The 24049-nt window shown below is 46.6% G+C and carries 20 protein-coding genes; 7 read left to right on the top strand and 13 right to left on the bottom strand.

Annotated features, from left to right (window positions below; genetic code table 11):
* The first annotated feature begins 30 nt into the window (after positions 1–30).
* Together DVO77_RS12130 and DVO77_RS12125 are read left to right on the top strand one after the other, a co-directional pair.
* Entirely contained in the window at positions 31–714 is a 684-nt protein-coding gene (locus tag DVO77_RS12130; protein WP_110458961.1) for a response regulator, read from the top strand.
* Complete coding sequence (locus DVO77_RS12125; protein ID WP_110458960.1) at positions 715–2082, top strand: ATP-binding protein; 1368 nt, start codon at positions 715–717, stop codon at positions 2080–2082. It begins immediately after the preceding gene.
* Here the strand turns inward: DVO77_RS12125 and DVO77_RS12120 are convergent.
* Positions 2066–2719 carry a TetR/AcrR family transcriptional regulator gene (locus DVO77_RS12120; RefSeq protein WP_119978518.1) on the bottom strand — a complete coding sequence of 218 codons (654 nt, stop codon included), beginning with the start codon at positions 2717–2719 and terminating at the stop codon, positions 2066–2068. The genes DVO77_RS12125 and DVO77_RS12120 overlap by 17 nt on opposite strands.
* 121 nt (positions 2720–2840) lie before the next feature.
* Between DVO77_RS12120 and DVO77_RS12115 the strand changes: the two genes are divergently transcribed.
* On the top strand, positions 2841–3710 hold the full coding sequence (locus DVO77_RS12115; protein WP_119978517.1) for a LysR family transcriptional regulator: 870 nt from the start codon (positions 2841–2843) through the stop codon (positions 3708–3710).
* A gap of 165 nt (positions 3711–3875) precedes the next feature.
* On the opposite strand, the gene DVO77_RS12110 is transcribed toward DVO77_RS12115, so the two are convergent.
* The 8 genes from DVO77_RS12110 to DVO77_RS12070 all read right to left on the bottom strand — a co-directional run bounded on the left by DVO77_RS12110 (position 3876) and on the right by DVO77_RS12070 (position 16038).
* Positions 3876–5795 carry a methyl-accepting chemotaxis protein gene (locus tag DVO77_RS12110; protein ID WP_119978516.1) on the bottom strand — a complete coding sequence of 640 codons (1920 nt, stop codon included), beginning with the start codon at positions 5793–5795 and terminating at the stop codon, positions 3876–3878.
* A 391-nt stretch (positions 5796–6186) separates the two neighbouring features.
* Positions 6187–7281 (bottom strand): hypothetical protein, encoded by a 1095-nt coding sequence (locus DVO77_RS12100; RefSeq protein WP_249038172.1) that lies wholly within the window; start codon positions 7279–7281, stop codon positions 6187–6189.
* Positions 7282–7395: 114 nt separating this feature from the next.
* The gene (gene dddY, locus DVO77_RS12095; protein ID WP_119978514.1) at positions 7396–8640 is read right to left on the bottom strand and encodes a dimethylsulfoniopropionate lyase DddY; all 1245 of its coding nucleotides are present in this window, start codon (positions 8638–8640) and stop codon (positions 7396–7398) included.
* Between the two features lie 351 nt (positions 8641–8991).
* Positions 8992–9345, bottom strand: coding sequence for an acrylate reductase cytochrome subunit ArdB (gene ardB, locus DVO77_RS12090; RefSeq protein WP_110457771.1), 354 nt, complete (start codon positions 9343–9345; stop codon positions 8992–8994).
* A gap of 28 nt (positions 9346–9373) precedes the next feature.
* A complete protein-coding gene (gene ardA, locus DVO77_RS12085) occupies positions 9374–10894 on the bottom strand; it encodes an acrylate reductase flavoprotein subunit ArdA (protein ID WP_119978513.1) in 1521 nt (506 codons plus the stop codon).
* Positions 10895–11394: 500 nt separating this feature from the next.
* A complete protein-coding gene (locus DVO77_RS12080; RefSeq protein ID WP_119978512.1) occupies positions 11395–12525 on the bottom strand; it encodes a hypothetical protein in 1131 nt (376 codons plus the stop codon).
* Positions 12526–13068: 543 nt separating this feature from the next.
* The gene (acuI, locus tag DVO77_RS12075) at positions 13069–14049 is read right to left on the bottom strand and encodes an acrylyl-CoA reductase (NADPH) (RefSeq protein WP_119978511.1); all 981 of its coding nucleotides are present in this window, start codon (positions 14047–14049) and stop codon (positions 13069–13071) included.
* Positions 14050–14244: 195 nt separating this feature from the next.
* Positions 14245–16038: a sigma-54-dependent Fis family transcriptional regulator gene (locus tag DVO77_RS12070; protein WP_119978510.1), complete on the bottom strand. Its 1794-nt coding sequence runs from the start codon at positions 16036–16038 to the stop codon at positions 14245–14247.
* A 340-nt stretch (positions 16039–16378) separates the two neighbouring features.
* Here DVO77_RS12070 and exaC point away from each other — a divergent pair, with 340 nt between their 5' ends.
* The gene (gene exaC / locus DVO77_RS12065; protein ID WP_110457776.1) at positions 16379–17899 is read left to right on the top strand and encodes an acetaldehyde dehydrogenase ExaC; all 1521 of its coding nucleotides are present in this window, start codon (positions 16379–16381) and stop codon (positions 17897–17899) included.
* Positions 17900–17905: 6 nt separating this feature from the next.
* On the opposite strand, the gene DVO77_RS12060 is transcribed toward exaC, so the two are convergent.
* Positions 17906–18103 (bottom strand): hypothetical protein, encoded by a 198-nt coding sequence (locus DVO77_RS12060; RefSeq protein WP_162599201.1) that lies wholly within the window; start codon positions 18101–18103, stop codon positions 17906–17908.
* A gap of 22 nt (positions 18104–18125) precedes the next feature.
* Here DVO77_RS12060 and DVO77_RS12055 point away from each other — a divergent pair, with 22 nt between their 5' ends.
* The 3 genes from DVO77_RS12055 (at position 18126) to DVO77_RS12045 (ending at position 21384) form a co-directional block, all read left to right on the top strand.
* On the top strand, positions 18126–19679 hold the full coding sequence (locus tag DVO77_RS12055; protein ID WP_119978508.1) for a YjjI family glycine radical enzyme: 1554 nt from the start codon (positions 18126–18128) through the stop codon (positions 19677–19679).
* Between the two features lie 67 nt (positions 19680–19746).
* Entirely contained in the window at positions 19747–20697 is a 951-nt protein-coding gene (locus DVO77_RS12050) for a YjjW family glycine radical enzyme activase (protein WP_119978619.1), read from the top strand.
* A 108-nt stretch (positions 20698–20805) separates the two neighbouring features.
* Positions 20806–21384 (top strand): group II intron maturase-specific domain-containing protein, encoded by a 579-nt coding sequence (locus DVO77_RS12045; protein ID WP_249038169.1) that lies wholly within the window; start codon positions 20806–20808, stop codon positions 21382–21384.
* 136 nt (positions 21385–21520) lie between these two features.
* On the opposite strand, the gene DVO77_RS12040 is transcribed toward DVO77_RS12045, so the two are convergent.
* The 3 genes from DVO77_RS12040 to DVO77_RS12030 all read right to left on the bottom strand — a co-directional run bounded on the left by DVO77_RS12040 (position 21521) and on the right by DVO77_RS12030 (position 23539).
* Entirely contained in the window at positions 21521–21688 is a 168-nt protein-coding gene (locus tag DVO77_RS12040) for an ATPase (RefSeq protein ID WP_119978507.1), read from the bottom strand.
* Positions 21663–22637 (bottom strand): hypothetical protein, encoded by a 975-nt coding sequence (locus DVO77_RS12035; protein ID WP_119978506.1) that lies wholly within the window; start codon positions 22635–22637, stop codon positions 21663–21665. The genes DVO77_RS12040 and DVO77_RS12035 overlap by 26 nt, the downstream gene beginning before the upstream one ends.
* A gap of 155 nt (positions 22638–22792) precedes the next feature.
* Entirely contained in the window at positions 22793–23539 is a 747-nt protein-coding gene (locus tag DVO77_RS12030) for a KilA-N domain-containing protein (protein WP_119978505.1), read from the bottom strand.
* Positions 23540–24049 lie beyond the last annotated feature (510 nt).

Below are 24049 nucleotides of genomic sequence, written 5' to 3'. Positions count from 1 at the left end.
ATCGATATTCACACAGAGATTAAGGCGCATATGAATCAAATATTGTTAATTGACGATGACTTAGGTCTAGCCGAACTGCTAGTGCAGTTTTTAGAACTAGAAGGATTCAGCTTAACCGTGGCCAACGATGGTCAGGCGGGGCTCAACCTTGCGCTGGAGCAAGAGTTTGACTTAATCCTATTAGATGTGATGTTACCTAAACTCAACGGTTTTGAGGTGCTTAAGGCCCTGCGAATCAAGAAGCACACTCCGGTGTTGATGCTCACCGCACGCGGTGACGAAATAGACCGAGTAGTAGGGCTAGAAATTGGGGCCGACGACTATCTACCTAAACCTTTTAATGATCGAGAATTGGTCGCGCGTATTAAGGCGATTATCCGCCGCACCAGTCAGCAAGCAGATGAACAGCAGCCGGGTATCATTGAATTTGCCGACATCAAACTCGACCCAAGTCGCCAAGAGGTGACGTGCCAAGATCAACTCTTAATCCTCACGGGAACCGAGTTTAGCCTACTGTATTATATGATCCAACATAACGGCGAAGTGTTAACCAAAGAGACGCTGAGCGAGCAGGTACTCGGCAAAAAATTGATGCCCTTCGATCGCAGCCTAGATATGCACTTATCTAATTTACGCAAAAAACTCCCCGAACGTGCCGACGGCCGCCCGCGAGTCAAAACGTTGCGTGGCAAAGGGTATATCTGGTTAACTTAAATGAAGCTCAGTAGCCTACCTAATCGCATTTTTATCAAACTGCTACTCAGCTTTTGGCTGTGTAGCAGTTTAATCATAGCCATTGTTGGTCTGCTGCCATTGTTGCAGCAAAATCACGATCAAACTCAAATGACACCGCGCCTTGAAGAACTGCTTGAGCGTGTGGCTATCCATATTCAAACTCACCCAGAAGTGCTCACCTCCGGGCGTGAACAACGCTGGCATCGCATTAAAGAGATGGACCATAAACCGGTACGCTTCTATCTAGTCAATGAACAAGGCCAAGTGGTCAATACCGACCGAGTTTCTCGCGGTATGCGCCGCTTTATGTTGTTGGCAGAAGAAGCCGCACGCCCCATCAGCCACCAGTTTAAGAGTGAGATTTTTTTTGGCCCTCACGAGTTTAGTGTCAATGGCAGTAAATTTAGCCTCTATGGCAGAATGGCCGAAATGCACCCTCGGCCCTGGTTCTTTTTCTTCGCCGACAACATCATCTTCACCCTAGTGCTTGCCATTGTGTTGTCGGGCTTATTGTGCGGCCTACTGGCATGGCATTTAGGTAAACCACTACGCGCCTTAAAAGCGAGTGCAGAAGCGGTAGCCAGAGGCGAATTAAGTCATCGCGCCGATAACAGCACCACAGCACGCAAAGATGAAATAGGTCAACTCGCCGTTGCCTTTAATGCCATGGCGGGTTCAATCGAGTCTATGGTTAATAGCCAACAGCGGCTTATTAGTGATATTTCCCATGAACTGAGAACACCATTAACTCGGCTGCAGTTAGCCTTAGCTCTGGCGCGCAAAAAAGGCCAAGAATCAACGGAACTCGAGCGCATTGGCTATGAAGCACAATTGCTTGAGGCGATGATAGCCGAGCTATTGGAACTATCACGAGCCAAGCTCAATCTACACGAAAGCAAACATAACTTGTCACTCAGTGAAACCTTAGGTCAGGTATTGGATGATGCCGAATTTGAAGCCGAGCAGCAAAATAAACGGTTGCTCATCGACATTGATGAGCAGTTGATATTGCCGCTCACGCCGCGACCACTGTCAAGGGCAATAGAGAACTTACTCCGCAATGCGATTCATTATGCTAACCAGCAAATCTCCATCAAAGCGGTATCTTTTAACGATCATGTGCTTATTGAGATAATTGATGACGGACCCGGTATCGCACTGGACGCCGATCTTAAAGCCATATTTGATCCCTTCTATCGACCTCAATCTGCTAGGGAAAGAGAGTCTGGCGGTTGGGGGCTGGGATTGGCAATAGCGAAAGCGGCCGTCGATGCCCACAAGGGAGTGATCAGCGCATCCAATGTTACACCTCACGGTTTATTGGTCAGCATCAAGCTGCCGACATAGCAGCTTGCGCATGTAACTGCGACAACCAATCGGTAAATTTTTGTATGGTGGGGATGCGCTTATCCGAATGTCCCATTAACTGGCTCAATGCATAACTAAATTGATAATAGGTCTGTACATCGTCACATGCCTTAGTGCCATCATCACTGTTGATCATAGTGCCGCGAATATAATTTTTGAGTAATTCGCCACGATCAAACCCAGGCCGCTCACCAACTGCGAGTATCGTACTTTGATTCCAATGGCAATATTGCTTGAGCAAATCATTAAATCTATCGCGGTAAACGTCAGAGGCCTGTAGCAATAACTCTTGATTAGGCATCATTCGCTCTATCACAAAGCGTTTTTGAGCTAACACATCATGTAGGCGCTGGCAGTGATGAAATAGATAGCATTCAAAGGGATCGGAATATTGCTGATGATCGCGCTCAGCCGATGTCAACCAATCTTGGTATTGAGCACAAGCAACAGCGACGACTAAATCCGCCTCGGTGGTGAAATGGTTATAGATGGTTCCTTTAGAAATTTGACTCGCCGCAACCAGATGAGAACGGCACAGATCAAAACTCTGGTGCCCCCTAAGACATCGCTGTGCAACCTCAACAAGATAATCCGTTCTTTGTTCCCAGCTACTCATAGCGACCCCATCACATTTCGACAAACAAATACATTGCAACTTCACAATCAAACCATAACAGGGTTTGTGTCCAGCAGATATTGAGTAATACTGATACCACTATTAACAAACTCAATACCCCATGTTAAAAATCGAATTGCTTGAGAGTTTTATCGCGGTGGTGGAATGCGGCAACTTGTCTAAAGCCGCCGATAAGATCTGTCGTACCCAATCAACCTTAAGCCTGCAGATCAAAAAACTGGAGGAGAGTGTCGGGCAATCCTTACTCCTGCGCGACAACAAAGGAGTCACCCTCACCGAGTCGGGCAATACTTTACTCAACTACGCTTACAAGATGATGCAGCTCAACTCTCAGGCGCTAGATGAGCTTAAAGAGTGCCAAAACCGTGAAATTATTCGCCTTGGGGTGCCCACAGATTATATTAAGCGCTACCTCAGTAGTTGTTTGCTCGAGTTTATTCGCGAATTTACCTGCATAGAGCTGGTCATTGATACCGATGTTAGTGGCAATCTGTATAAGCGCCTGCAACAAGGAGAGTTTGACCTTATCGTTGCCACCCATTGGCAGCCACCAGCTCACGGTGAACTTCTGTTTGAACGTCGATTTCATTGGGTCGCAGCTAAAAATGGCAATGCCCATCAGCGTGCCACGATCCCTATGGCGCTATACCCCGAAAATTGCCCAATCCGAGCGCAGGTTTTTGCTAACCATCAGCTCACCATGCGGCCTATCAATGTATTGTTATCGACACCGTCGCCACAAGCCTTATGCATGGCGGTAGAGAACGATCTTACTATCGCGCCTATTGCCGAGTTTCGCATTAATGACAATATGCAGATATTAGATCCACTCGAACACGGCCTACCCGTGTTGCCAGTGTTTAACGAGGGTTTATACCTCAACCCTGACACCCAAACCGATGCCACCCAGCAATTGATCACGCTGATCAAAGCCAACGTCGAAAATCTAGCAGAAGCCAATCACAACTGACCTCTTGCGCAAGATGCAGTGAAGTGCCGCTATAGGGCACTTCCGCTTACTTAAACTAGGCTGTATTTTCTAGATTAAGCAATCAGCAACAACGGCACAACATACTAGATAGGAAATTGGCATTAAAAATAACCATAAAAACCAACGAAAAAAACGCAACAGAACTTAAACATTATCGATAGTAAACTTATCCACTACTGCCGCGAGCTTCTGATTCGACGCAGACAACTTATGTGTTTCATCGCGACTCGCTGCGCCGCTGTCCTCTAATATCACGACCATATCGCGTATCTCGGCCATGTTGCGGCTCACCTCGGCCGACACCATGCTTTGCTCTTCTGCTGCTGTGGCTATTTGGGTATTGAGATCGCTGACTGTGTCCACAGATTTAATGACCTCATCTAAATTCTCAGTCATATTATTGGTCCAGTGACTGGTTTGCTCACAAGTCATCTTGGTTTGCTTCATCGTGGTCACGGTATGCTCAATACCCAAAAGTAACTTATCCAACGTCTGCTCAATTTCTGCCGTACTCGTTTGAGTCCGCGCCGCTAACGCCCTAACTTCATCAGCCACCACAGCAAAGCCTCGCCCTTGCTCTCCTGCCCTAGCGGCTTCAATCGCAGCATTAAGCGCTAATAGGTTAGTTTGAGCGGCAATATCACCGATAACCTGCAACACTTTGGTAATCGTCGTCGCATCATCGGATATATTGGCAATACTCACTTCGGTCGTTTCAACATCATGAATCAAGCGCTCAACTGTCTCACGGGTATTGAATACTATTTGTTTGGTGTCGTTAACTTGGCTGCTGGCCAAGGTCGCCATTTGTGAGCCTTGGGCGGTATTATTGGCCACATCATTTGCCGTGGCGCTCATCTCCTCAACGGCGGCGACTATCTGCTCAGTCTCCTGCACATGTTTCGTCAGTATTTGATTGTTACCATCCATTTGGTTTTCTAGCGCCGCGATGCTTTGGCCTATATCAAGCGAATTGGCGTAGAGTTCCTTGACTATGGACTCTAGGTTAGTAATAAACAGATTAACACCTGTGGCAATATCACCCAGATCATCCTGACTATTCACCGGTAGCCTCATAGTGAGGTCGGCCTGTCCTTGTGACAGTCCCACGATCACCTGCTTAAGCGCTATGATGGGGCGATATAGCCAATTCAAGATAAGTAGCACGAGTAAACTACTGACCAATAACATGATGCCTGAGTTAATCAGCGCTGAATCCAGTGCCTCATCGACCTTAGCGAAGGCAACATCTTTATCGATACTAAGCACAAGAAACCACTTCTTTTTTCCATGCAATAGCGGAATTTCATGACTAAAAATAAGCAAGTCTGTGCCTGCGCTATGATAGTCGCTGGCAAACACATCATGAGCCACTAGTTGCTGCTCAATCTGCCCCCAACCTTGTTGACTCATCAACTTACCCGCCTGCAAATGTGGCATATTTGACACCAACACCTTACCCGCCTCATCGACAATGGCGGCTGTAGCACCAGGGAAGTTGACTCCATTAACGGTCTCGTTGAGGATCTCTAGCCCAATATCGCCAGATAGCACGCCATCACCCACATCAGTCACGATAGAGATCACTGGATTGCCCGTCACCATATCGACATAAATATCGGTCAATACCGCTTTGCTATTATTTCTAGCCAGTTGATACCAACCTCTAGGCCTTGGGTCATATAGAGTCGGATCGGCAACACCCTTGTGCCAAATATCATCATCAATCACACTCGCATAAGAACTGCCGTCTTCAAATCCCCAGAACACGGAATACAAACGGCTATTTTCTTTGACCAACTTTGCCACCATGGCATATTCGCCATTCACTCGGTTTTGCCTATATTGCTCGGCAAGTGCATCGATACTGTTGGCTTTGCTCATGAACCAGTTTTGTATGCTTTTTGCCTCGAAACGAGCAATCGTCTCGAGGTTGCCACGCACTTGCTCGACCGTATTTGACTTAAGGGTTAAATAAGAAAATAGGTTGGAAAAAGCCAGACATAAAGAGACTAAAATGATCACCGATAGGGTGATGGTTTTTTTAAAGCCAATTGTATTCATTACAAATTTACTCTCGTCACTGAGGAACTCCCCAAAATGGGGTCACTTTACTCGTGGAATCGATTCCAAGCTGTGTCCCTGCCGACTAATTAGCTCTCGATATTTAAAATAAAATAATAAAAACAACAGTTCAGTAACCACAATAGAAAATGCCAACCCTAAGGGTTGGCATTTTTATTACTAGGGCCTGTTGATCTTTGCTGGTTGAATATTGTTCGAGACAAAAACGTGTTAATCGAGGCGAGTGGATTGCAGCCTAGTCATCTAAGCAAAATTCACTTAACAAAGAGTAAAACGTTTTTAGCCGAACCCTTCAGGCAGCGTTTGTTGCAAAAACAACCTTGAAAGATCAACAGGCCCTAGAGAGGTTTGGAATTTAATACTAATCGACTTAGAAATAATAGCCGAAGTTAATGTTAACTCGCTTATCCCAACTATCACCGATTTCAGGTAAACCCACATGACCATTATCTCGGGTCGAGGCATACATATTTTTACCCACAATAAAATCGATCATTGTGTAAGTTGGACCCGCAGCAATCGCACAGCCAGTCACATTTTGATAACTGGTATCAAAGCTATCATCGGCAACATCAGGGGTCACCATACCAAAGTCATTGTATAACTTAAGGCTACCCCAATCGGTCGTGACTGTTTTAGCAAGATTCACACTATAGGCTTGGGCTTTCGCGGCAATTTCGTATTGCCAGTTATAGGCTGCGACAGCAATTTTGTTACTATCTATGGCATCAGCTGCATCATATTCATACTGCATTACCTGCAGTTGCAGATTCCAGCTGTTATAGCTAGCATCCATATGAATAGCAACAGCGTAGCGATCGCCATTGTTGCCCGTCTTGTTGTTATAGATCTGACCATACTCAACCGAGGCACCAAGGTTTGCACTGCCGCCTTCATAGGTCATCTCATACATTTGACGTAGATTTAGCTGGTTAGTCTCTTCGTTATTGTATTCCGTGCCGTTAACTACGCCACTATACAGGTCGGTCGAATAGCGGTCAGCGCGGCTCGCTCCGTACTCAGCATTCTTAAAAAATGCTATCTCAGTGCCCCAAGCACCATTTTTATACACACCTTTAACCCCTAGGTCATAGTCATCTTCGAAACCTAAGTAATAAGGCACACCAAACCAGAAACTATTAGAGATAAAACCAGGATTACCGAAGGGCTTCTGTGTCACACCAAACTGCAATTGCCACTCAGGATTAACATCATAAAAACCATAACCAAATCGTAGTGCCTGCCAGCCATCATAAAAACGATATTCACTGGCGAGTCCCCACTCCCCTAGTTTTCCGTTAAATTTAATGGCGGCCATATCGAAAGTAACATCGCCACCTTTATCTTTTGAAGCTTGATCATAATCTTTATAAGCATAATTAACCCTAACCGTTCCCGATACATCAATACCATCTTCATTTTCTTGCGCTTGCGCGACAACACTGGAGAAGAGTAAAGATGTCATAACAGATAAGATAGATAATTTAAATAATTTCATACTACCAACTTGCATCCTATACAAATAAAGGCTAAATAACGCCTTGAATAAAATTTAATAAACGAAAAGTTAAATAACCGATTACCATTTAAGCTTGGTTAAATCACATTGAATAACTTCATCTTTATTTGCTGGAGTACCAGGTTTTTTAGCCGACTCACATAATAAGGTGGTGCCATAGTCATTGCGCTTATCATGGGCATTACTTCTTGCCCAAACAGAAACAATGGCACGCTCTTCAGGTTTGGCTTCGCAACTTCCATCCACATCGAATGCATGGATGGTGTTTTGGTGAAAATAGATCAGCGGATCTTGCTGATAGCTACCGGCTAACCACTGGGTATGGCCATTGTGCTGCGCTGCATCAAATTGCACTCGGCGCACCTTGTCATCTTCTTTAATGGTATGAACCAGTGGTGAGTCCTCTCTTACCGCGAAGCTCTTAAACTGATTAGTGCATGCTGGAACGCGCATGTTGTAGTACATCTCTGAAACCGCATGGTTATGATATGGATAAAGCGTATCGACCGACTGCACCGTCATGCCAATTTCGGCGCCGACCTTTTCACCATTGATCTCATCGATGCGTAGCAATCCCCAATGGCCGAAGATCTCAGCGTAGGCATAGCCAGCACGGATGTTGTTAAAGTTCTTGTCGTTACGCTTACTCTCTTCGGCATACATAGGGAACCAGCCCGCCGCCGCCCAGAGGTTTGGCAGAGCGTTAGCACTGATATCGTAAGGGAAAGCCGATGGCATCTTCACTTCATCGCCGGTCACCATCTTATAAAAGTTTTTTGTAAATAGCTTACCGAGTTTCTGAACTTCTTTGTTAATGACCTTAGTCTCGAAAAACTCATCAAAAGTGGTGCGTTTAAAGTGCTGGGCTACTGGCGAATTTTTAGTTAACTCGCCACCTGGGTTATAGATCCAGTCAACCTCTTCCCGGGCGCCAAAGCACTGTTTTGCTTTATCGGCGTTATTGATAACTTGATAGATATTTTTCACCATCAACTTCATATCACGGCGATCCATAACGCAGATCTTCTTGCCACCTTCTGTAGAATCAAACAGCGCTTCATCAGAGTTTAAGCAATGGCTTTTTTCACCGTTAGTTAATGCCGATGCATAGGCTCTTAGATAAGTTAAGGTTTCATCCCAAAGCTGATCGACATACTTTTGATCAACTTTAGAATATGTTGGAGCATCTCCAAGACATTTAAACGCTGCATTGTTTATATCATTAACATCTAAAAAATCAGGTAATTCACTCGCTAAAGCACTATTAGCAATTAGGAGTGACATTGCAACAAAGGTCTTTTTCATTCATCTCACCACTGTAATTATTTTAGGTTGAATCTAATACCAGATGAATAATAAACTTGGAATCGATTCCAAAAATGTAAACAGTACAAAGTTGCAACAACTATATAGACAAAAACAGCGTTAACCTCACATAAAAAATAATTAAAAACTAGGTGTCAAATATATAAAAAACCTCTTAGCGAAGGGGAAGTGCTAAGAGGCATAGTGAAATATATAGATAAGTAAGGTTAATTACCGATATAACATCATTGCAGGGATAATTAGCGCGTTAATTAATAGTAAATCCCATTCCAGAGAGAGGGAGATAAGATGGGAGATAGGCCCATTTTTCAATGGGCCTAGAGGTGGAAATTACTCTTGGTGCTTATCAAACTTGAAGGTATGACAATTGCTGCATAATGGCTTTTTCGCTTTATGCTCACCATGACACTCTTGGCAAGGTAGGTCTTTACCATAGTGCAGGTTATTATGTGGATTCTGCCACTTATCCTCTTCACTTCGCGCGGTTTGCTCGGCTAGATCGTCCACATCGTGACACTGTAAACAGGCTTGATCAGACGGGAACTGTTTAATCCCCTTGTCATGACAAACCTTACAATCTTTACCGATCACCTCTTTATGCCAAGCACGCTGCTCAATCGCTTGAGCAGACAGACTCACTAAGCCACCTAAGACCAGCGCGAGTACAATAGTTAACTTTTTCATTATTGATTCCTCTTAATTACCGGTCGACTTAGGCTTGCATCATGCTGCGTGCAGCTGTCATACCCATTACCATACACTCAGGAATTGAGCAGCTACCCAAACGGCTCACGCCGTGAATACCACCACACACCTCACCCGCTGCATATAAACCTGGGATAGGCTGACCCGTAAAGCTGTCTTTAACTTCAGCCTTAGTATTAACCTGCACACCACCTTGGCAGTAATGCACTTTTGGCCATAGACGAACCACGGTAAAGGGTGCCTCGATAAACTTATCTTTGGCTTTGGTCATGTTCTTACCGAACTGCTTATCTTCGCCAGACTTAACGTAGGTGTTGTACTCTTCAATTTGCGCTTTAAGCGGCTTTAACGGTACGTCAAAATGTTTGGCTAGCTCTTCAATGGTGTCGAACTTCCAACCCACGTTGTATTTGATCACTTTCTTGGTATTGGGATGCTGCTTAGAATCCTTATAGCTGGTGATCAAAATTGGTGGTAAGGCATCGCCCTTCTCGTCACGACAGGCCAGTTCTGCATCGGCACGGGTCTTACGGTCGGCAATTTCATTCATGAAACGCTTACCCGTTAGGCGGTTAATCGCCATTGAATGCGGGAAGTTATAGATAGAGTAGTTAGACACATAACCAAAACCACCTTCGTCGGGCGATGCCCATGGGCCAGACTGGATGTGGGCAAGATGTACAGGGATGGCGCCCAAACGGAACATTTCATACATTCCCTCACCCGTCGCACCCGGTGCGTTAGTACAACCCACTTCCGAGGTCAGTGTTGGATCTTGCGCCATACGTAAGTCAACGTTTTGCGCAAAGCCACCTGTGGCCATAATAACGCCACGCTTAGCACGAATATTCAGCACGTCACCGGGTTGGTCTTCACCGAAGTGATAGTTCTGGCGCATTTTAACGCCAACCACTTCACCTTTATCACCGACCAAGAACCCTTCAAACTTAGAACGGTTATGAATGTTAACTCCAATACGTTGACACTCTTTGTAAAGTGGTTGGGTGATACCCGCGCCGCAGCTCACGGTGGTTTGATAGGTTCGCGCAACGGAATGACCACCGAGCTGCTGAAGGTACGGATGATATTCGGCGCCAGCATCGATGGTCATCTGCAAGGCTTCAACGGCATGAGAGGCCACATGGCGTAGCAATGCTTCATCGGCAATACCGCGGCCAGACTTTAACTGATCAGCCACCATACGATCGACAGAGTCTTGTACGCCCTCTTTTTTCTGCATCGGCGTACCGGGAGCAGCAAATAAGCCACCGTTAATCGCTGAGTTACCACCAAAGTAAGACATTTTTTCAAAGATATGGACATCTTTTGCGCCCTTACGGGTGGCTTCAATCGCCGCCGCTAAGCCAGCAAAGCCTGAACCTATGATCAGTACTTCAACTTCTTTGTCCCATTTCACACCGTTAGCTTTCTCAGAAACCGCCATTGCAGGCGCTGCCATTGCTACACCCGCAGCGGCACCTAAACCTTTAATGAAATTACGGCGTCCTAGCAGATCTATATTGCTCATCTGTTATCACCCTTTTTATGTTTTATTGACGAGAAAATAATAGGACTGGAACCAGTTCCAAAACGGGAGTCAATCAACAGTTACCTTTAAAACAACTTCACAACATTGTTAAAACAATAACTAGCTTCAAATTTATTCAAAACTACTACTTTGTGGGTATTTTGGAACCGATTCCAAAACTGGCTATCTATGGAGAGGAAGCAGAAAAAACACGCATAAGGGGGGGGGGGGGGCATCAGTGTCGACAGCCAAGTTAAGCAATCTCAGTGTAAGAGACTAACTTAGATAAGCATAATGACTAAGCTCAGCCGTCACGCTACGTCATAGTGAAACAGGATAAAGCCACCCTAAAATTCATCTGGTTGGCGTGAGCCATAAAATAAGAAGCCCCATACCAAGTACAGCTTGGCAGTGGGCTTTAAGCCGCTAACAGTAAAGTGAGTTTAGCGTCTTAAGATCTTACAGCTCATGGCTGAGATCTTAAGACACAAGACTCAGACTTAAAAATAGTAACCAAAGTTAATATTCACTCGCTTATCCCAGCTATCACCCATCTCAGGCAAGCCAACATGGCTGTTATCGCGAGTCGAGGCATACATATTCTTACCCAAAATAAAGTCAATCATGGTGTAAGTCGGACCCGCTGCAAGGGCAACGCCAGTGACATTTTGGTAACTGGTGTCATAGCTGTCGTCATCCACATCTGGGGTCACCATGCCAAAGTCATTATACAACTTAATGCTACCCCAACCGGTATTTAGCGTCTTGGCAATATTAACGCTATAGGCTTGCGCTTTAGCAGCAATTTCATACTGATAATTATAAACCGACACCGCAACCTTATTGTTATCAACCGCATCGGCAGCATCATATTCATACTGCATCACCTGCAGTTGCAAGTTCCAGTCGTTATAGCTGCTCTCCATATGCAATGCGATGGCATAACGGTCGCCATTATTGCCAGTATTACTGTTATAGATTTGACCGAATTCGACTGAACCACCTAGGCGAGTTTGACCACCGGCATAGGTTATCTCATACATCTGACGTAGATTAAGCTGGTTGGTCTCTTCGTTAAAATATTCGGTACCATTAACCACCCCCGAATACAGATCGGTCGCGTAACGCTGATTGTTGCTGGCGGCATATTCGGCATTTTTAAAGAACGCCATTTCAGTGTTCCACGCGCCGCTAGAATAGGCAGCCTTAACCCCTAAATCATAATCATCTTCGAAACCTAGGTAATATGGCACGCCAAACCAAAAGCTATTTGAAATAAACCCTGGGTTACCAAATGGCACCTGAGTGACCCCCAATTGCAGTTGCCATTGTGGATTTACATCATAAAAACCATAGCCATAACGCAACATATTCCAGCCATCTAAAAAGCGGTATTCGCTGGCTAGTCCCCAATCGCCTAACTTACCGTCAAACTTAATGGCAGCCATATCGAAGGTAAAATCACCCAACTTGTCTTTAGAAGCTTCATCATAATCTTTGTAAGCATAATTGACTCTGACAATACCAGAGACCTTAATGCCATCTTCAGCACTCGTTGCGTGTACATCTGTGATGACGAGTGAGGTTGGCATTAACAGCGCCAACAGTAATGCTTTGGAAATATTCATCATTCAACCAACTTGTTTGTGTAGAGAGCACTACATAAGAGGAGTTTTGATTTAACCAGCCTAAGTGATATCCATCAATTACTGAGTTAATGTAATGAAGGTAAACCATCAAATCTGAGTCAAATCACCTGTCGCTGTGCTAGCCTAATTCATTAAATTAAAGGCTAAGATTGAGTGACAACACAAGTTAATGTCGAGTCGTTGGGTCAATATATGCAGTGTTCACTACCTACATTGATGCAATGACTAATACCATTCAAACAACACATAGTCATTCTATTGGACAATAACTTTAGCGTATCTTTAATGCTGCACTCCAGCAGCGCCACAGTATGCCTATGTCAACGGCGAACATCAAACCAGCCCCTCACCCCAAGCGGCTAAATTGCGACCAAGTTCAATAGTTACAACATAAAAATAAGCCATTGAATTTAAAGCATTTACCAAGATGTAATCACAAAAAAAGTGGCCCTAAGACCACTCAATATACGGGGCTAAAAATACTGCCTAAGCTACCGTCATCTTGGCTCTGCTCACATTAGCAGATCACAGTTTAACCAGTACTCGCCCTGTCACCTGCCCTTTAACAATCTTATCGGCAAATTCTGGCACTTGAGCTAGGCTCACTTGCTGACAGGCCTGCTGGTAAAACTGCTCAGGTAAACGCGCAATCACCTCTTGCCACGCGGCTTGGCGTTTTTCAAAGGGGCAAGAGACCGAGTCGATACCCAGTAGGCTCACCCCGCGCAAAATAAAGGGCATCACAGTGGTGGGCAGTGCAAATCCGCCCGCCAGACCACAGATGGCCGCGGCGCCGCCATAGTGAATTTGCGCCAATGCTTTAGCTAAAATTTTATCGCCAACGGTGTCGACCACACCAGCCCAACGCTGGGCCTCTAAGGGTTTAGCATCTTGCTGTAACTCAGCGCGATCGATCACCTCTGCCGCACCCAACTGTTTGAGCATAGGGCCATTTTTTTCGACGCGGCCACTGCAGGCCACCACACGATAACCCGCGCTGGCAAGCAAGGTCACCGCAACCGAGCCGACACCACCACTGGCGCCAGTGACGAGCACGTCACCTTGATCTGGCGTCACTCCGGCGCGTTGCAATGCCTGCACACACAACATGGCGGTAAGCCCCGCCGTGCCTATCATCATGGCTTTGGCGGCATCACACCCTGCAGGCATGGGGACTAACCAGTCGGCGTTGACGCGCGCTTTTTGCGCCATTCCACCCCAATGGTTTTCCCCTACGCCCCAACCGGTCAAAATCACTTCATCACCCACTTGGTAACGTGGATCTGCCGATTCACTCACCACGCCCGCAAAATCGATGCCCGGTACCATAGGAAACTGGCGGATAATTTTGCCAGTGCCTGTCACCGCGAGGCCGTCTTTATAATTAAGCGACGAATAGGCAACATCAACCACCACATCGCCAGCGGGAAGCTGATCTTCGCTCAATTGCGTCACACTGGCGTGAGTCACTTTATCTTGCTGAGTTAACACTAATGCATCAAACATGCTTCTCTCCCAACTGATTTAAATCAGTGATTATTGATGGTACAAGCTCATTGGCACTCACCTTAATGGTGATAACGCCACACAAGCAAGTGGTGACATTGTCTATGGTTAGCTTCGTGAGCTGGCGCATTGACATCATATTAGCTTAGCGCGGTCAATCACATATTTGGCTCACATCAGGCCATGCGGCTAAGTTCACTTCAGCCCTAAGACCTTTAATTTACGGTACAGCGCATTACGGCTGATCCCCAAACGTTTGGCGCACAAACTCACATTGCCCTGACACTCCTGATACAAGGCGGCGACGTTGGCATTAATGGTGGCATTAAGGGATTGACCCGCTTTTGACTGACTCTCTTCAAGCACTGACTCTATCGGCAATAGATGATCGGCCACACGCAACTGTTGCTGCATATGATCAGGCAGGTGATGCCACGCTAATACCTCATCCCCCTCGGCCAACAAACACGCCACTTGCATCACATTATCTAGCTGACGCAAATTTCCCGGCCAAGCGTAACATAACAGCCGCGCCAACAGTTCGGCGCATAATGCTTGCGGCGCCACCCGATAACGCTTGTGTAATTTATCGATGATCCGCGCCTTATCCAGACGATCGCGCAGCGGTGGGAGCTCTACTTGCAGGCCATTGAGTCGATAATATAAGTCTTGCCTAAATAAGCCTTTCTCAACCAGAGACGCTAAATCCATATGGGTGGCGGCAATCACTTGAATATCGACGTTAAAGGTGTGATTACTCCCCACAGGCACCACCTCGCGCTCTTGCAATACCCGCAACAAGCGCGCTTGCGCCGCAAGGGGCATTTCACCCACTTCGTCGAGAAACAAAAAGCCGCCATCGGCTTGACGGATCTTGCCCAAGTAACCACTGCGACTGGCGCCTGTAAACGCGCCCCCCTGATAACCAAATAGCTCTGATTCCACCAGTTCGCTCGGTAAGGCGGCGCAATTGACCGCCACTAATGGATGCTGGCTTCGGCTACTCTGGTGATGCAACTTTTTAATAAACTGCTCTTTACCGACCCCAGTTTCGCCACACACTAATAGCGGAATATTGCGTTTAACCACCTTGTTGGCCTGCTGCCAGGCGCGCTCCAATTGTGGATCACGAAAACGCACGCCTATCTGCTGACTCACCAGATGAGAACGGCTGCTGGGCACTAACTCTTGGGTCTTAAGGTGTAAACTTTGATGTTGTAATAATTGTTCAGGGCGATGCCATTGCTGCCCCAGATATTGACGAATATCATCACCTACCTTGGCGCTCTGCAGCAGTTTATGAGCCATAGGGTTACAGCCCAAAATTTTACCCTCGGCATTAGCGACTACTATGCCTTGCCACCCCGAGGCGATAAGCGAAGCTTGCTCAGCTAAGTCAATACGATAGTGACTACCGGGAAGATGGCATAATAGCGCCGTTTCAACCTGCTGAGCTAAGCTGGCGATCAACAGCAGAGTCTGCTGACTATGGCGTTGTTGTTCGCTGGTGATGTCGATGGCGCCGAGCATCTCTCCCGTGGGCGAAAAAATGGGCGTGGCGGTGCAGCTCATAAAGCGATGCTGACGAATAAAGTGCTGATCGCCAATCACTGACACGGCTTGTTTTGAGGTTAGCGCCGTACCAATGGCGTTAGTGCCTCGGTGCTGTTCATGCCAATTGACCCCGATATCCAGCGCCACATTAGCTAGCTTACTAGAATATTGTGCCACCCCCCAATGACGTAGCACATAGCCTTCGTTGTCTGACAAAATAAGACGGCTCTGAGTATGGGCCATTAATTGATGAAACAAGGGTAAGGCGTGCTGCTCAACGAGGGCGATTAACTTGCGATAAAGTTCGTGACGTTCGGCGAGCGCATCGCTCTCTAAACGCACGGCTTGTGGCAGCCGAGTTTCTGATAATCCTGCACCTTGGCTGCGTGACCAAGAGTCAGATAACCAAGCCTCTGTCTGTGGAGCAATCGTCATAACAGTGTTCCATTTTGGCACAGCAGATGTGCACTTATGTCACAGTGCGACTACCCTTCCAGTGCTACCTATTACTGGAACTCGCACATTCAGACATCAAAAATTAGCTTTTCATCATACTGTTACAAAACAATCAACACAACTCCTGCCAGTTTGGCGCGCACCTTGTAACGTGATCTATGTAATAGAGGCAGGTAAGTGACACACAAGCGTCAGGCAAGTACCTGCTTAGCCCTGTTTTATCGAGCAATAAGTCAGTCGCTCGCTATAACAACCGCGCACAAGATGGCGGCACGAAATAAGACTCAAACCAATACTCAAACCAATACAAGGAAGCAGCATGATTTATACAAAACCTGGTAGCGCCGACTCACTCGTCACATTCAAAAGCCAGTACGATAACTTTATCGGTGGTAAATGGGTCGCACCTGTCGGCGGTGAATATTTTACTAACAGCTCGCCAGTTGATGGCCAAGCGTTTTGCCAAGTGCCGCGCTCAGATGCAAGAGATATTGAATTAGCGCTCGACGCCGCCCATGCCGCCAAAGACGCTTGGGGCAAAACCTCGGCGACCGAACGCTCAAACGTATTACTGCGCATTGCCGATCGCGTCGAGCAAAATATCGAATACCTTGCGGTAGCCGAAACCTGGGAAAACGGTAAGGCGGTGCGCGAAACCCTGAACGCCGATCTGCCGCTGTTTGTTGATCACTTTCGCTACTTTGCTGGCTGTATTCGCGCCCAAGAAGGCAGTGCGGCCGACATTGATAACAACATGGTTGCCTACCACTTTCCTGAGCCATTAGGTGTGGTCGGGCAAATTATTCCTTGGAACTTCCCCCTACTGATGGCCGCATGGAAAATCGCCCCCGCACTCGCCGCCGGTAACTGCATCGTCCTTAAGCCTGCAGAGCAGACACCTGCCTCTATCTTAGTGATGCTTGAGCTGATTGAAGATCTGCTTCCCGCAGGTGTGCTCAACGTAGTTAACGGTTTTGGTAAAGAAGCGGGCCAAGCACTCGCCACCAGCTCACGCATTGCAAAATTGGCCTTTACCGGTTCGACCCAAATAGGCCACCACATCTTAAAATGCGCCGCCGAATCCTTAATCCCATCGACAGTAGAGCTAGGTGGTAAATCACCTAACATCTTCTTTGCCGATGTGATGGATCATGAAGATGAATACCTAGATAAGGCGATCGAGGGCATGTTACTGGCCTTCTTTAACCAAGGCGAAGTCTGCACCTGTCCATCGCGGGTATTGGTGGCCGAATCGATTTACGATAAGTTTATCGAGCGGGTTATCGCCCGAGCTAAAACCATCAAGCAGGGCAACCCACTCGATACCGACACCCAAGTGGGCGCACAAGCTTCTAAAGAGCAGTTCGATAAAATTCTGAGCTACATCGACATCGGCCGCAACGAAGGCGCCGAAGTGATTATCGGCGGTGAACTTTGCCAGCTCAGCGGTGAGCAGAGCAGTGGTTTTTATATTAATCCAACCATCCTCAAAGGCACCAACAATATGCGCGTGTTCCAAGAGGAGATCTTTGGCCCGGTTATTTCAATGACCACCTTTAAAGATGAAGCAGAGGCACTGGCTATCGCCAATGATACGCAGTTTGGCTTAGGCGCCGGCGTATGGACCCGCGATATGAATCGCGCCCAACGTATGGGCCGTGGCATACAGGCTGGCCGTGTATGGATAAACTGCTACCACGCCTACCCAGCCCATGCGGCCTTTGGTGGTTACAAGCAGTCGGGCATCGGCCGAGAAAACCATAAGATGATGCTAGCCCACTACCAAAACACCAAAAACATGCTGGTTAGCTACTCGACCAGCCCATTAGGTTTCTTCTAATCTCACTCAGCCATGGCCAAATCCTTTCATCTTGGGGGATTTGGCCTGGTTGTTATCAAGCCCTACCTGCAAACTCACAGCGCCAATCGAGATCTCACCTTCAATAAAAACTAAGATATCACCCTGCGGATTTCCAGATTGGAAACGATCCATTAGCGGTTTTTCACTGTTAGCCCAAACGCGAACCACGTAAATTATATCCATACTCTTTCTGTGGATACCTATCATGACCCTACTCAATACACTGGCAAGCATAGTTAGCGACCCTCATCTCTCTCCCAAGCAAAAATCGAACTATCTGGCCTTAGAGGCTGAAGCGAGTTTGCCCTATGTCGCTGTGTCCGATGCCGTAACCGCGGCCATGCAAGCGGGGATTATTTGCGACATGTTTGAAGGCCACGCCCCCTTTAAACCACGCTATGTGCTGCCCGATTATGCGAAATTTCTGCGCCAAGGCTCCGCCCACTTAGAGCTCGCCGCCGCGACAGATTTAGATGAAGCGATCAACGCATTGATCATCCTCTATCATCATGTGCCATCGGTCACTAATATGCCTGTGTATCTGGGTCAGCTAGATGAACTCCTCATGCCCTACGTTGACGGCGTTGATGAACAAACCTTATATCGCAAGCTGAAAAACGTGTGGATCATGCTCGATCGCACCCTGCCCGACGCCTTTGTGCACGTTAATATCGGCCCAAGCGATAATATCGTTTGCCGCACCCTGCTTAAAATCGATGCCGAGCTTAAACAGGTCGTGCCTAACTTGACCTTTATGTACGACCCGGCCACCACGCCCGATGACCTGCTGTTGATGGCAGCTAGCAATATTTGTGAATGTAATAAGCCCCACATCGCCAACTACCCACTGCACGCCAGCGCCTTTGACGCTAAAGGGTTCGGCATTGTCAGCTGTTATAACGCGCTGCCACTCGCCGGCGGCGCCAATACCTTGGTCCGGATTAATCTAAAACAGGTGGCCAGTCAGGCAAGTAGCATTGATGCCTTCTTTGAACATACTCTGCCAACCTACTGTGCCCTCGCCTATGAGCTCATCGAAGCACGGGCTAAATTCCTCCATCAAGAGTCGCATTTTTTCGACAGCTTCTTGGTAAAAGAGGGACTTATTGAGCCGTCGCGTTTCGCCCCCATGTTTGGCATTTACGGCATGGCCGAGGCGGTGGATATCCTGCTTGGCAATGCGCCCATATCTGAGCAGATGAGCGACAAACCCAGTAAACATTACGGCCATCACGACGGCGCCAACCAGCTGGGCTACCGGATATCGAAAGCCTTAGATGCCATAGTTAAATCGACGCCCGTGACTTACGGTTATAACGATCGCGCCCTACTGCATTCGCAAAGCGGTATCAGCCTCGATGTGGATGTCACCCCCGGCGTACGTATTCCCTATGGCACCGAGCCCAATCCCGTGGCACATATTCAAGCGTTAGCGCCGCACCATCAATATTACACCTCAGGGATAAGCGATATTCTCACCATAGATGCTACCGTGAAGCAAAACCCAGAGGCCATGCTGCAACTCTGCAAGGGTGCATTCAACTTAGGCTTTCGTGAGTTTAGCGCCAATGTTGCCTCTAACGACTTAATTCGCGTTACCGGCTACATGATAAAACTCTCGGATATCGCCGCCTTTAAACAGCAAGGCTCGCGCACTAACACCACAGGGCTAGGCGCCGAAGCAGCGCAGAATACCGGCATACTCAAGCGTCAGCCGAGAGTGGCCGCCCTTGAACTCACGCCCAGCTACAGTGAGTAAAGCTGTTGTGAGTAAGATAGCCGTGGATGAAGTCGCTGTAAGTAAAATGGCAGTGAGTAAAGCTGTTATGAGTAAGGTAGCCGTGGATAAAGTAGCAGACAGAAAAACCACAGAGCGTGAAGCTAATGTACATCGATCATCGGCAAGTCCATTGGCCAATGTCAGCCAGATCTTGCCTTTCTCCTGTGTCGACGGGCCGGGCAGTCGACTGGTGATCTTTTTGCAGGGGTGTAATTACAGCTGTAAGAACTGTCATAATCCTCACACCATCACGCCCTGCGATCATTGCGGCGACTGCATTCCCGCCTGCCCACAGGCGGCGCTCACCTTAGATAGCAGCGGCGTGAAACCACGTATTGTGTGGGATAGCCAACGCTGCAACCAGTGTGATGCGTGTTTGTCAGCCTGCAGTAAACAATCTAACCCGAAAACCCAGCAATACAGTGTCGGTCAGTTACTGGCGCAGATCCGCATTAACCTACCCTTTATCAACGGCATCACGGTTAGCGGCGGCGAAGCCAGCTTACAGCTGCCATTTGTTATCGCGTTATTTAAGGCGATAAAAGCCAGCCCGCAACTTAGCCACCTCAGCTGTATGCTCGACACCAACGGCAGCCTAAATCACACAGGTTGGCACAAACTATTGCCCTATCTCGACGGCGCTATGGTCGATTTAAAAGCGTGGCAGCAAGAGACCCACAACTACATCACCGGACGCGATAACCACAGGGTTTTCCAGTCACTGACCCTATTAGCCCAACATAATAAGTTGTACGAAGTGCGCCTACTGCATATTCCCGGCATTAGCGATTTCGACCACGAGATAGCTGCCCTGTCCCACTACCTTAACCAGCTACCCGAGTCGGTGCGCATCAAACTCAATGCCTTTCATCATCATGGCGTTACGGGCGAGGCGGCACATTGGCCAAACTGCCACGAAGCCGATATCCAGCAGCTCGCCACACAGCTGTCGCAGCGAGGTGTGAAGCATTTGGTTTTGCCCAGTGTGTATTTGTAAGGTGATTTTTGAGCTTATAGCGTCAATCGCCCATCTTTAATTGTTGAGCGTCAAGCTGACTTTGGTATTTAAAAGGATATTTGAAACCATGACTTTATGGTTTATCAATTGCCTGTAGCAGGTGCACGGGTACTCAAGAGTATTACTCAATACCTTGCCACTAAGCTAAAACTGGCCGTTAATGAGCAGAAAAGCCAAGTGGTTAAGGTAGGCCAAAGCAAGTTCCTTGGTTTTACCTTTAACCGCGGAAAGATCCAGTGGCATGCTAAAACATTACACATTTTCAAACAAAAGATGAGGCGACTAACGAACCGAAATTGGGGCGTGAGTATGAGTTATCAGCTGTTTAAAATGCGTCAATACATGCAAGGCTGGATCAATTACTTTGGCATAGCCAACGCTTACCAAGGGTGTGTCGATTTAGACCATTGGATCCGTCGTCCAGTACGGATGTGCTACTGGCGTCAGTGGCGAAAACCACGGACTAAGGTGCAGAATTTACTTAAACGAGGCGTCAGGATCCAAGCAGCCGTTGCTTGTGGGATCACAAGTAAAGGTCCATGGCGGAGCTCGAAAACACCAGGAATACAGCAAGCGCTGAGTAATGAGTATCTTAAGAAAGCAGGATTGTATTCACTGAGAGATGGATGGATCGCGGTTCACTATCCGAACCAGAAAACAGGTTAGGCGCTCTAAATGAACCGCCCTCGGCTCTGGCATCCTGCTTCGCCCTACCTCCTAAATCCATTTAGTCGTGTGCGGAGCCGCATGCAGGGTGGTGTGGGGGCTGGAGGCTAGATACCTCCGGCTACCCGATTAGCAATCAATTGCTCGAATGTTTACTTTTTTTAGCGATTGATTCGAGCTCTTCCTCAACGCTATTTTTGAAGTTTTCAGATTCCAGTTTTTTAGCAGCTTCTTTAGATGTAGCATCTACTGAAAACTTAACTTTTACGTCGTTGTTTTCAGGCTGCTTCTTTGGTTGACTCATCGGCCTTCTCCTTAACAATAAGTAGGCAGTGCTCCAACGAAATACGAACAGAAAAATGTCGTATTACCCAAGCATATAATTCTGAGTACTTTTCAATCAAGCAGCCAGAGCGATTACCTGCAATAGTAAAAACATACTCAACCTTTCCTGTAGCTGGATGTATCAAAGGGTAGCATAGCTGCGAACCTTCATCGGTTTTTTGAGTATTACCTTTAATATATCGTCTTTCTTTTTTAGTTCTTTTATTGAGTTCCTTTTGGATATCCTCAACAATAACCAATGACTTATTTTTAATGCATTGTGATACGGTGCTCGATGGAGCACTTAATGTTTGTGCTTCTGTTCTTGGTGGCAATGATGCAGGATCAAAAGAAAACCAGTCAACAGGCTTGTCATTTTCGATGCGTAGAAGGCCAACACGATATACTGTTTTTTCTTTATCCATATATTCAAAAACACTTCTTAGCCCAGCAATCAGTAATGGTATCTGCTGATCTGGTCGTGTCGACTGTAAAAAATTTAGCTCGTTAATTACATTATTACTATTGATAACTCTCTTAACCTCTGAGGTTACACGTTTGGTTTTATCTCCAACTACAATATCGATAGCTTTTAATAAAGCAAATAAATCGCCAACCTCTAATTCTTTTGCCGGTTTCGCATAGTTCTTAATGCCTGCATACATAGCCTTCATTAATACAACATAAATATAGGTACAAAAAATAATAAGTAATGCTGAATTATTAAGGAATTCACCCACCGTTTGACCAGCATATTGTACAACCTCTGCTTGCATACCTTTTCTTACTGCAATCATTGTTAACAGGCTTGGCGGCAACAAGAAAAATATAGGTCTTACAATATGCTTTATAAGCCATGACTCACAAAAGGAAACTATCTTTTTGCATGCTTTTCTCCCTGGATGGTCTTTTATTATTGGTTCATTCATCTACTAAATAAATTCCTTAATGATGATGAGATGTTGATTGCTAACGCCCCAATCACCGGGCCGGCGGAGAGGAGCAATTTTTGTGGTAAAAGAGCGAAGCGACACCACAAAAATTGCGCACCGTAGCTGGCTCCGCATGCATTGGATTGTTAGCTTCATGCAGACGGCAACAATAGAGTAGTGACGAATGTCAACGCTTGTTGATCTCTCTGCCCAAAGTATCTTGGTGCATGTTGCTGAAGCCAGACCTCATTAAAATGCCGTCTAAAATCCTCATATAGCTCAATAGGGTAAAGTTTTGCTTGCACAACTCGCCCATCGGGGTATTCATGAGGATATGTAGGAAATTCGTTCGGCTCTATACCTCTGGATTCTCTGAGCCATTTGCAAAATAATCTTCCTTCAGAAATATCAGGAACCATCTCTTGAGGAAGGGTGTACCCTGCCTGCTCCAATGGGGCAATCAGATTAAGAGTAAGCTCATTAAGCATAGAGAAATGAGTGTAGGGAACTTTCGCGCGGTTTTGCATATACCTTGCGATATGCACGGGCATGACTGCCTTGGCGTACCCTTGTTGCCATTCTACAACCCACTGAGAGACTTTTACCGCGAACTTAGGCGATAGCCACTGAGCCAAGTTAATAGCAAGGTAGGGATGAACCCATGTTCCCTGTAAGCCTGGATTACCACCGCTAATAACATGAATGAGTTGTGCTTCCTGCAGCCCTGTCTGATTTACTAGCTCAGCTATGAAATCATTTGTTGATTTTAATGCTCGATAATCAGAATAACGCTTACCTACGGACTGACATAGCGCCGTTGCACTTATATAGCCATCACCAATTCTTTGCGGAATGATGCTTCCTTCTTCAACGCGTGGAATAAGCGCTAGTTGTTGCATAGATTCTCCTTTTTCGTAGAGCTAACGATCTAGTTCACGAGCCGAAGGTCTCGTGTAACGGCTTGTTCTTTACTTTCGGAGAGAGGAGGTTATCGCTACTCAATCCGTGAGTTCATATTCCATGCCCTTGGGGCTGATGTGAGCCCCCTGCGGCGTGGGGGATAAAAGCAGTTAGCCACCCATAGTTAATTAATAACATAGCACCATTATTTGCAGATTACTCCTATGCCGCCCATGATAGGCATCATAAATGAGAAAACTCGTCAAAATGGCAACTGGGGAGCATCAGATAAGTTTGAATTGATGAAAAGAAAACAAAAAGGCAGAATTTAAGGCATCACAAATTGACCTGACTGACAGGCCTAGTACAGAAGTGGGAAGCGGCTAAAATCAAGCAGTTAGCCACCCATAGTTAATCAATAACATAGCACCATTATTTGCAGATTACTCCTATGCCGCCCATGATAGGCATCATAAATGAGAAAACTCGTCAAAATGGCAACTGGGGAG

This window comes from Shewanella algidipiscicola (assembly GCF_003605125.1).
Lineage (GTDB): Bacteria > Pseudomonadota > Gammaproteobacteria > Enterobacterales > Shewanellaceae > Shewanella > Shewanella algidipiscicola.
This window is presented reverse-complemented; position numbering and strand designations above follow the sequence as displayed.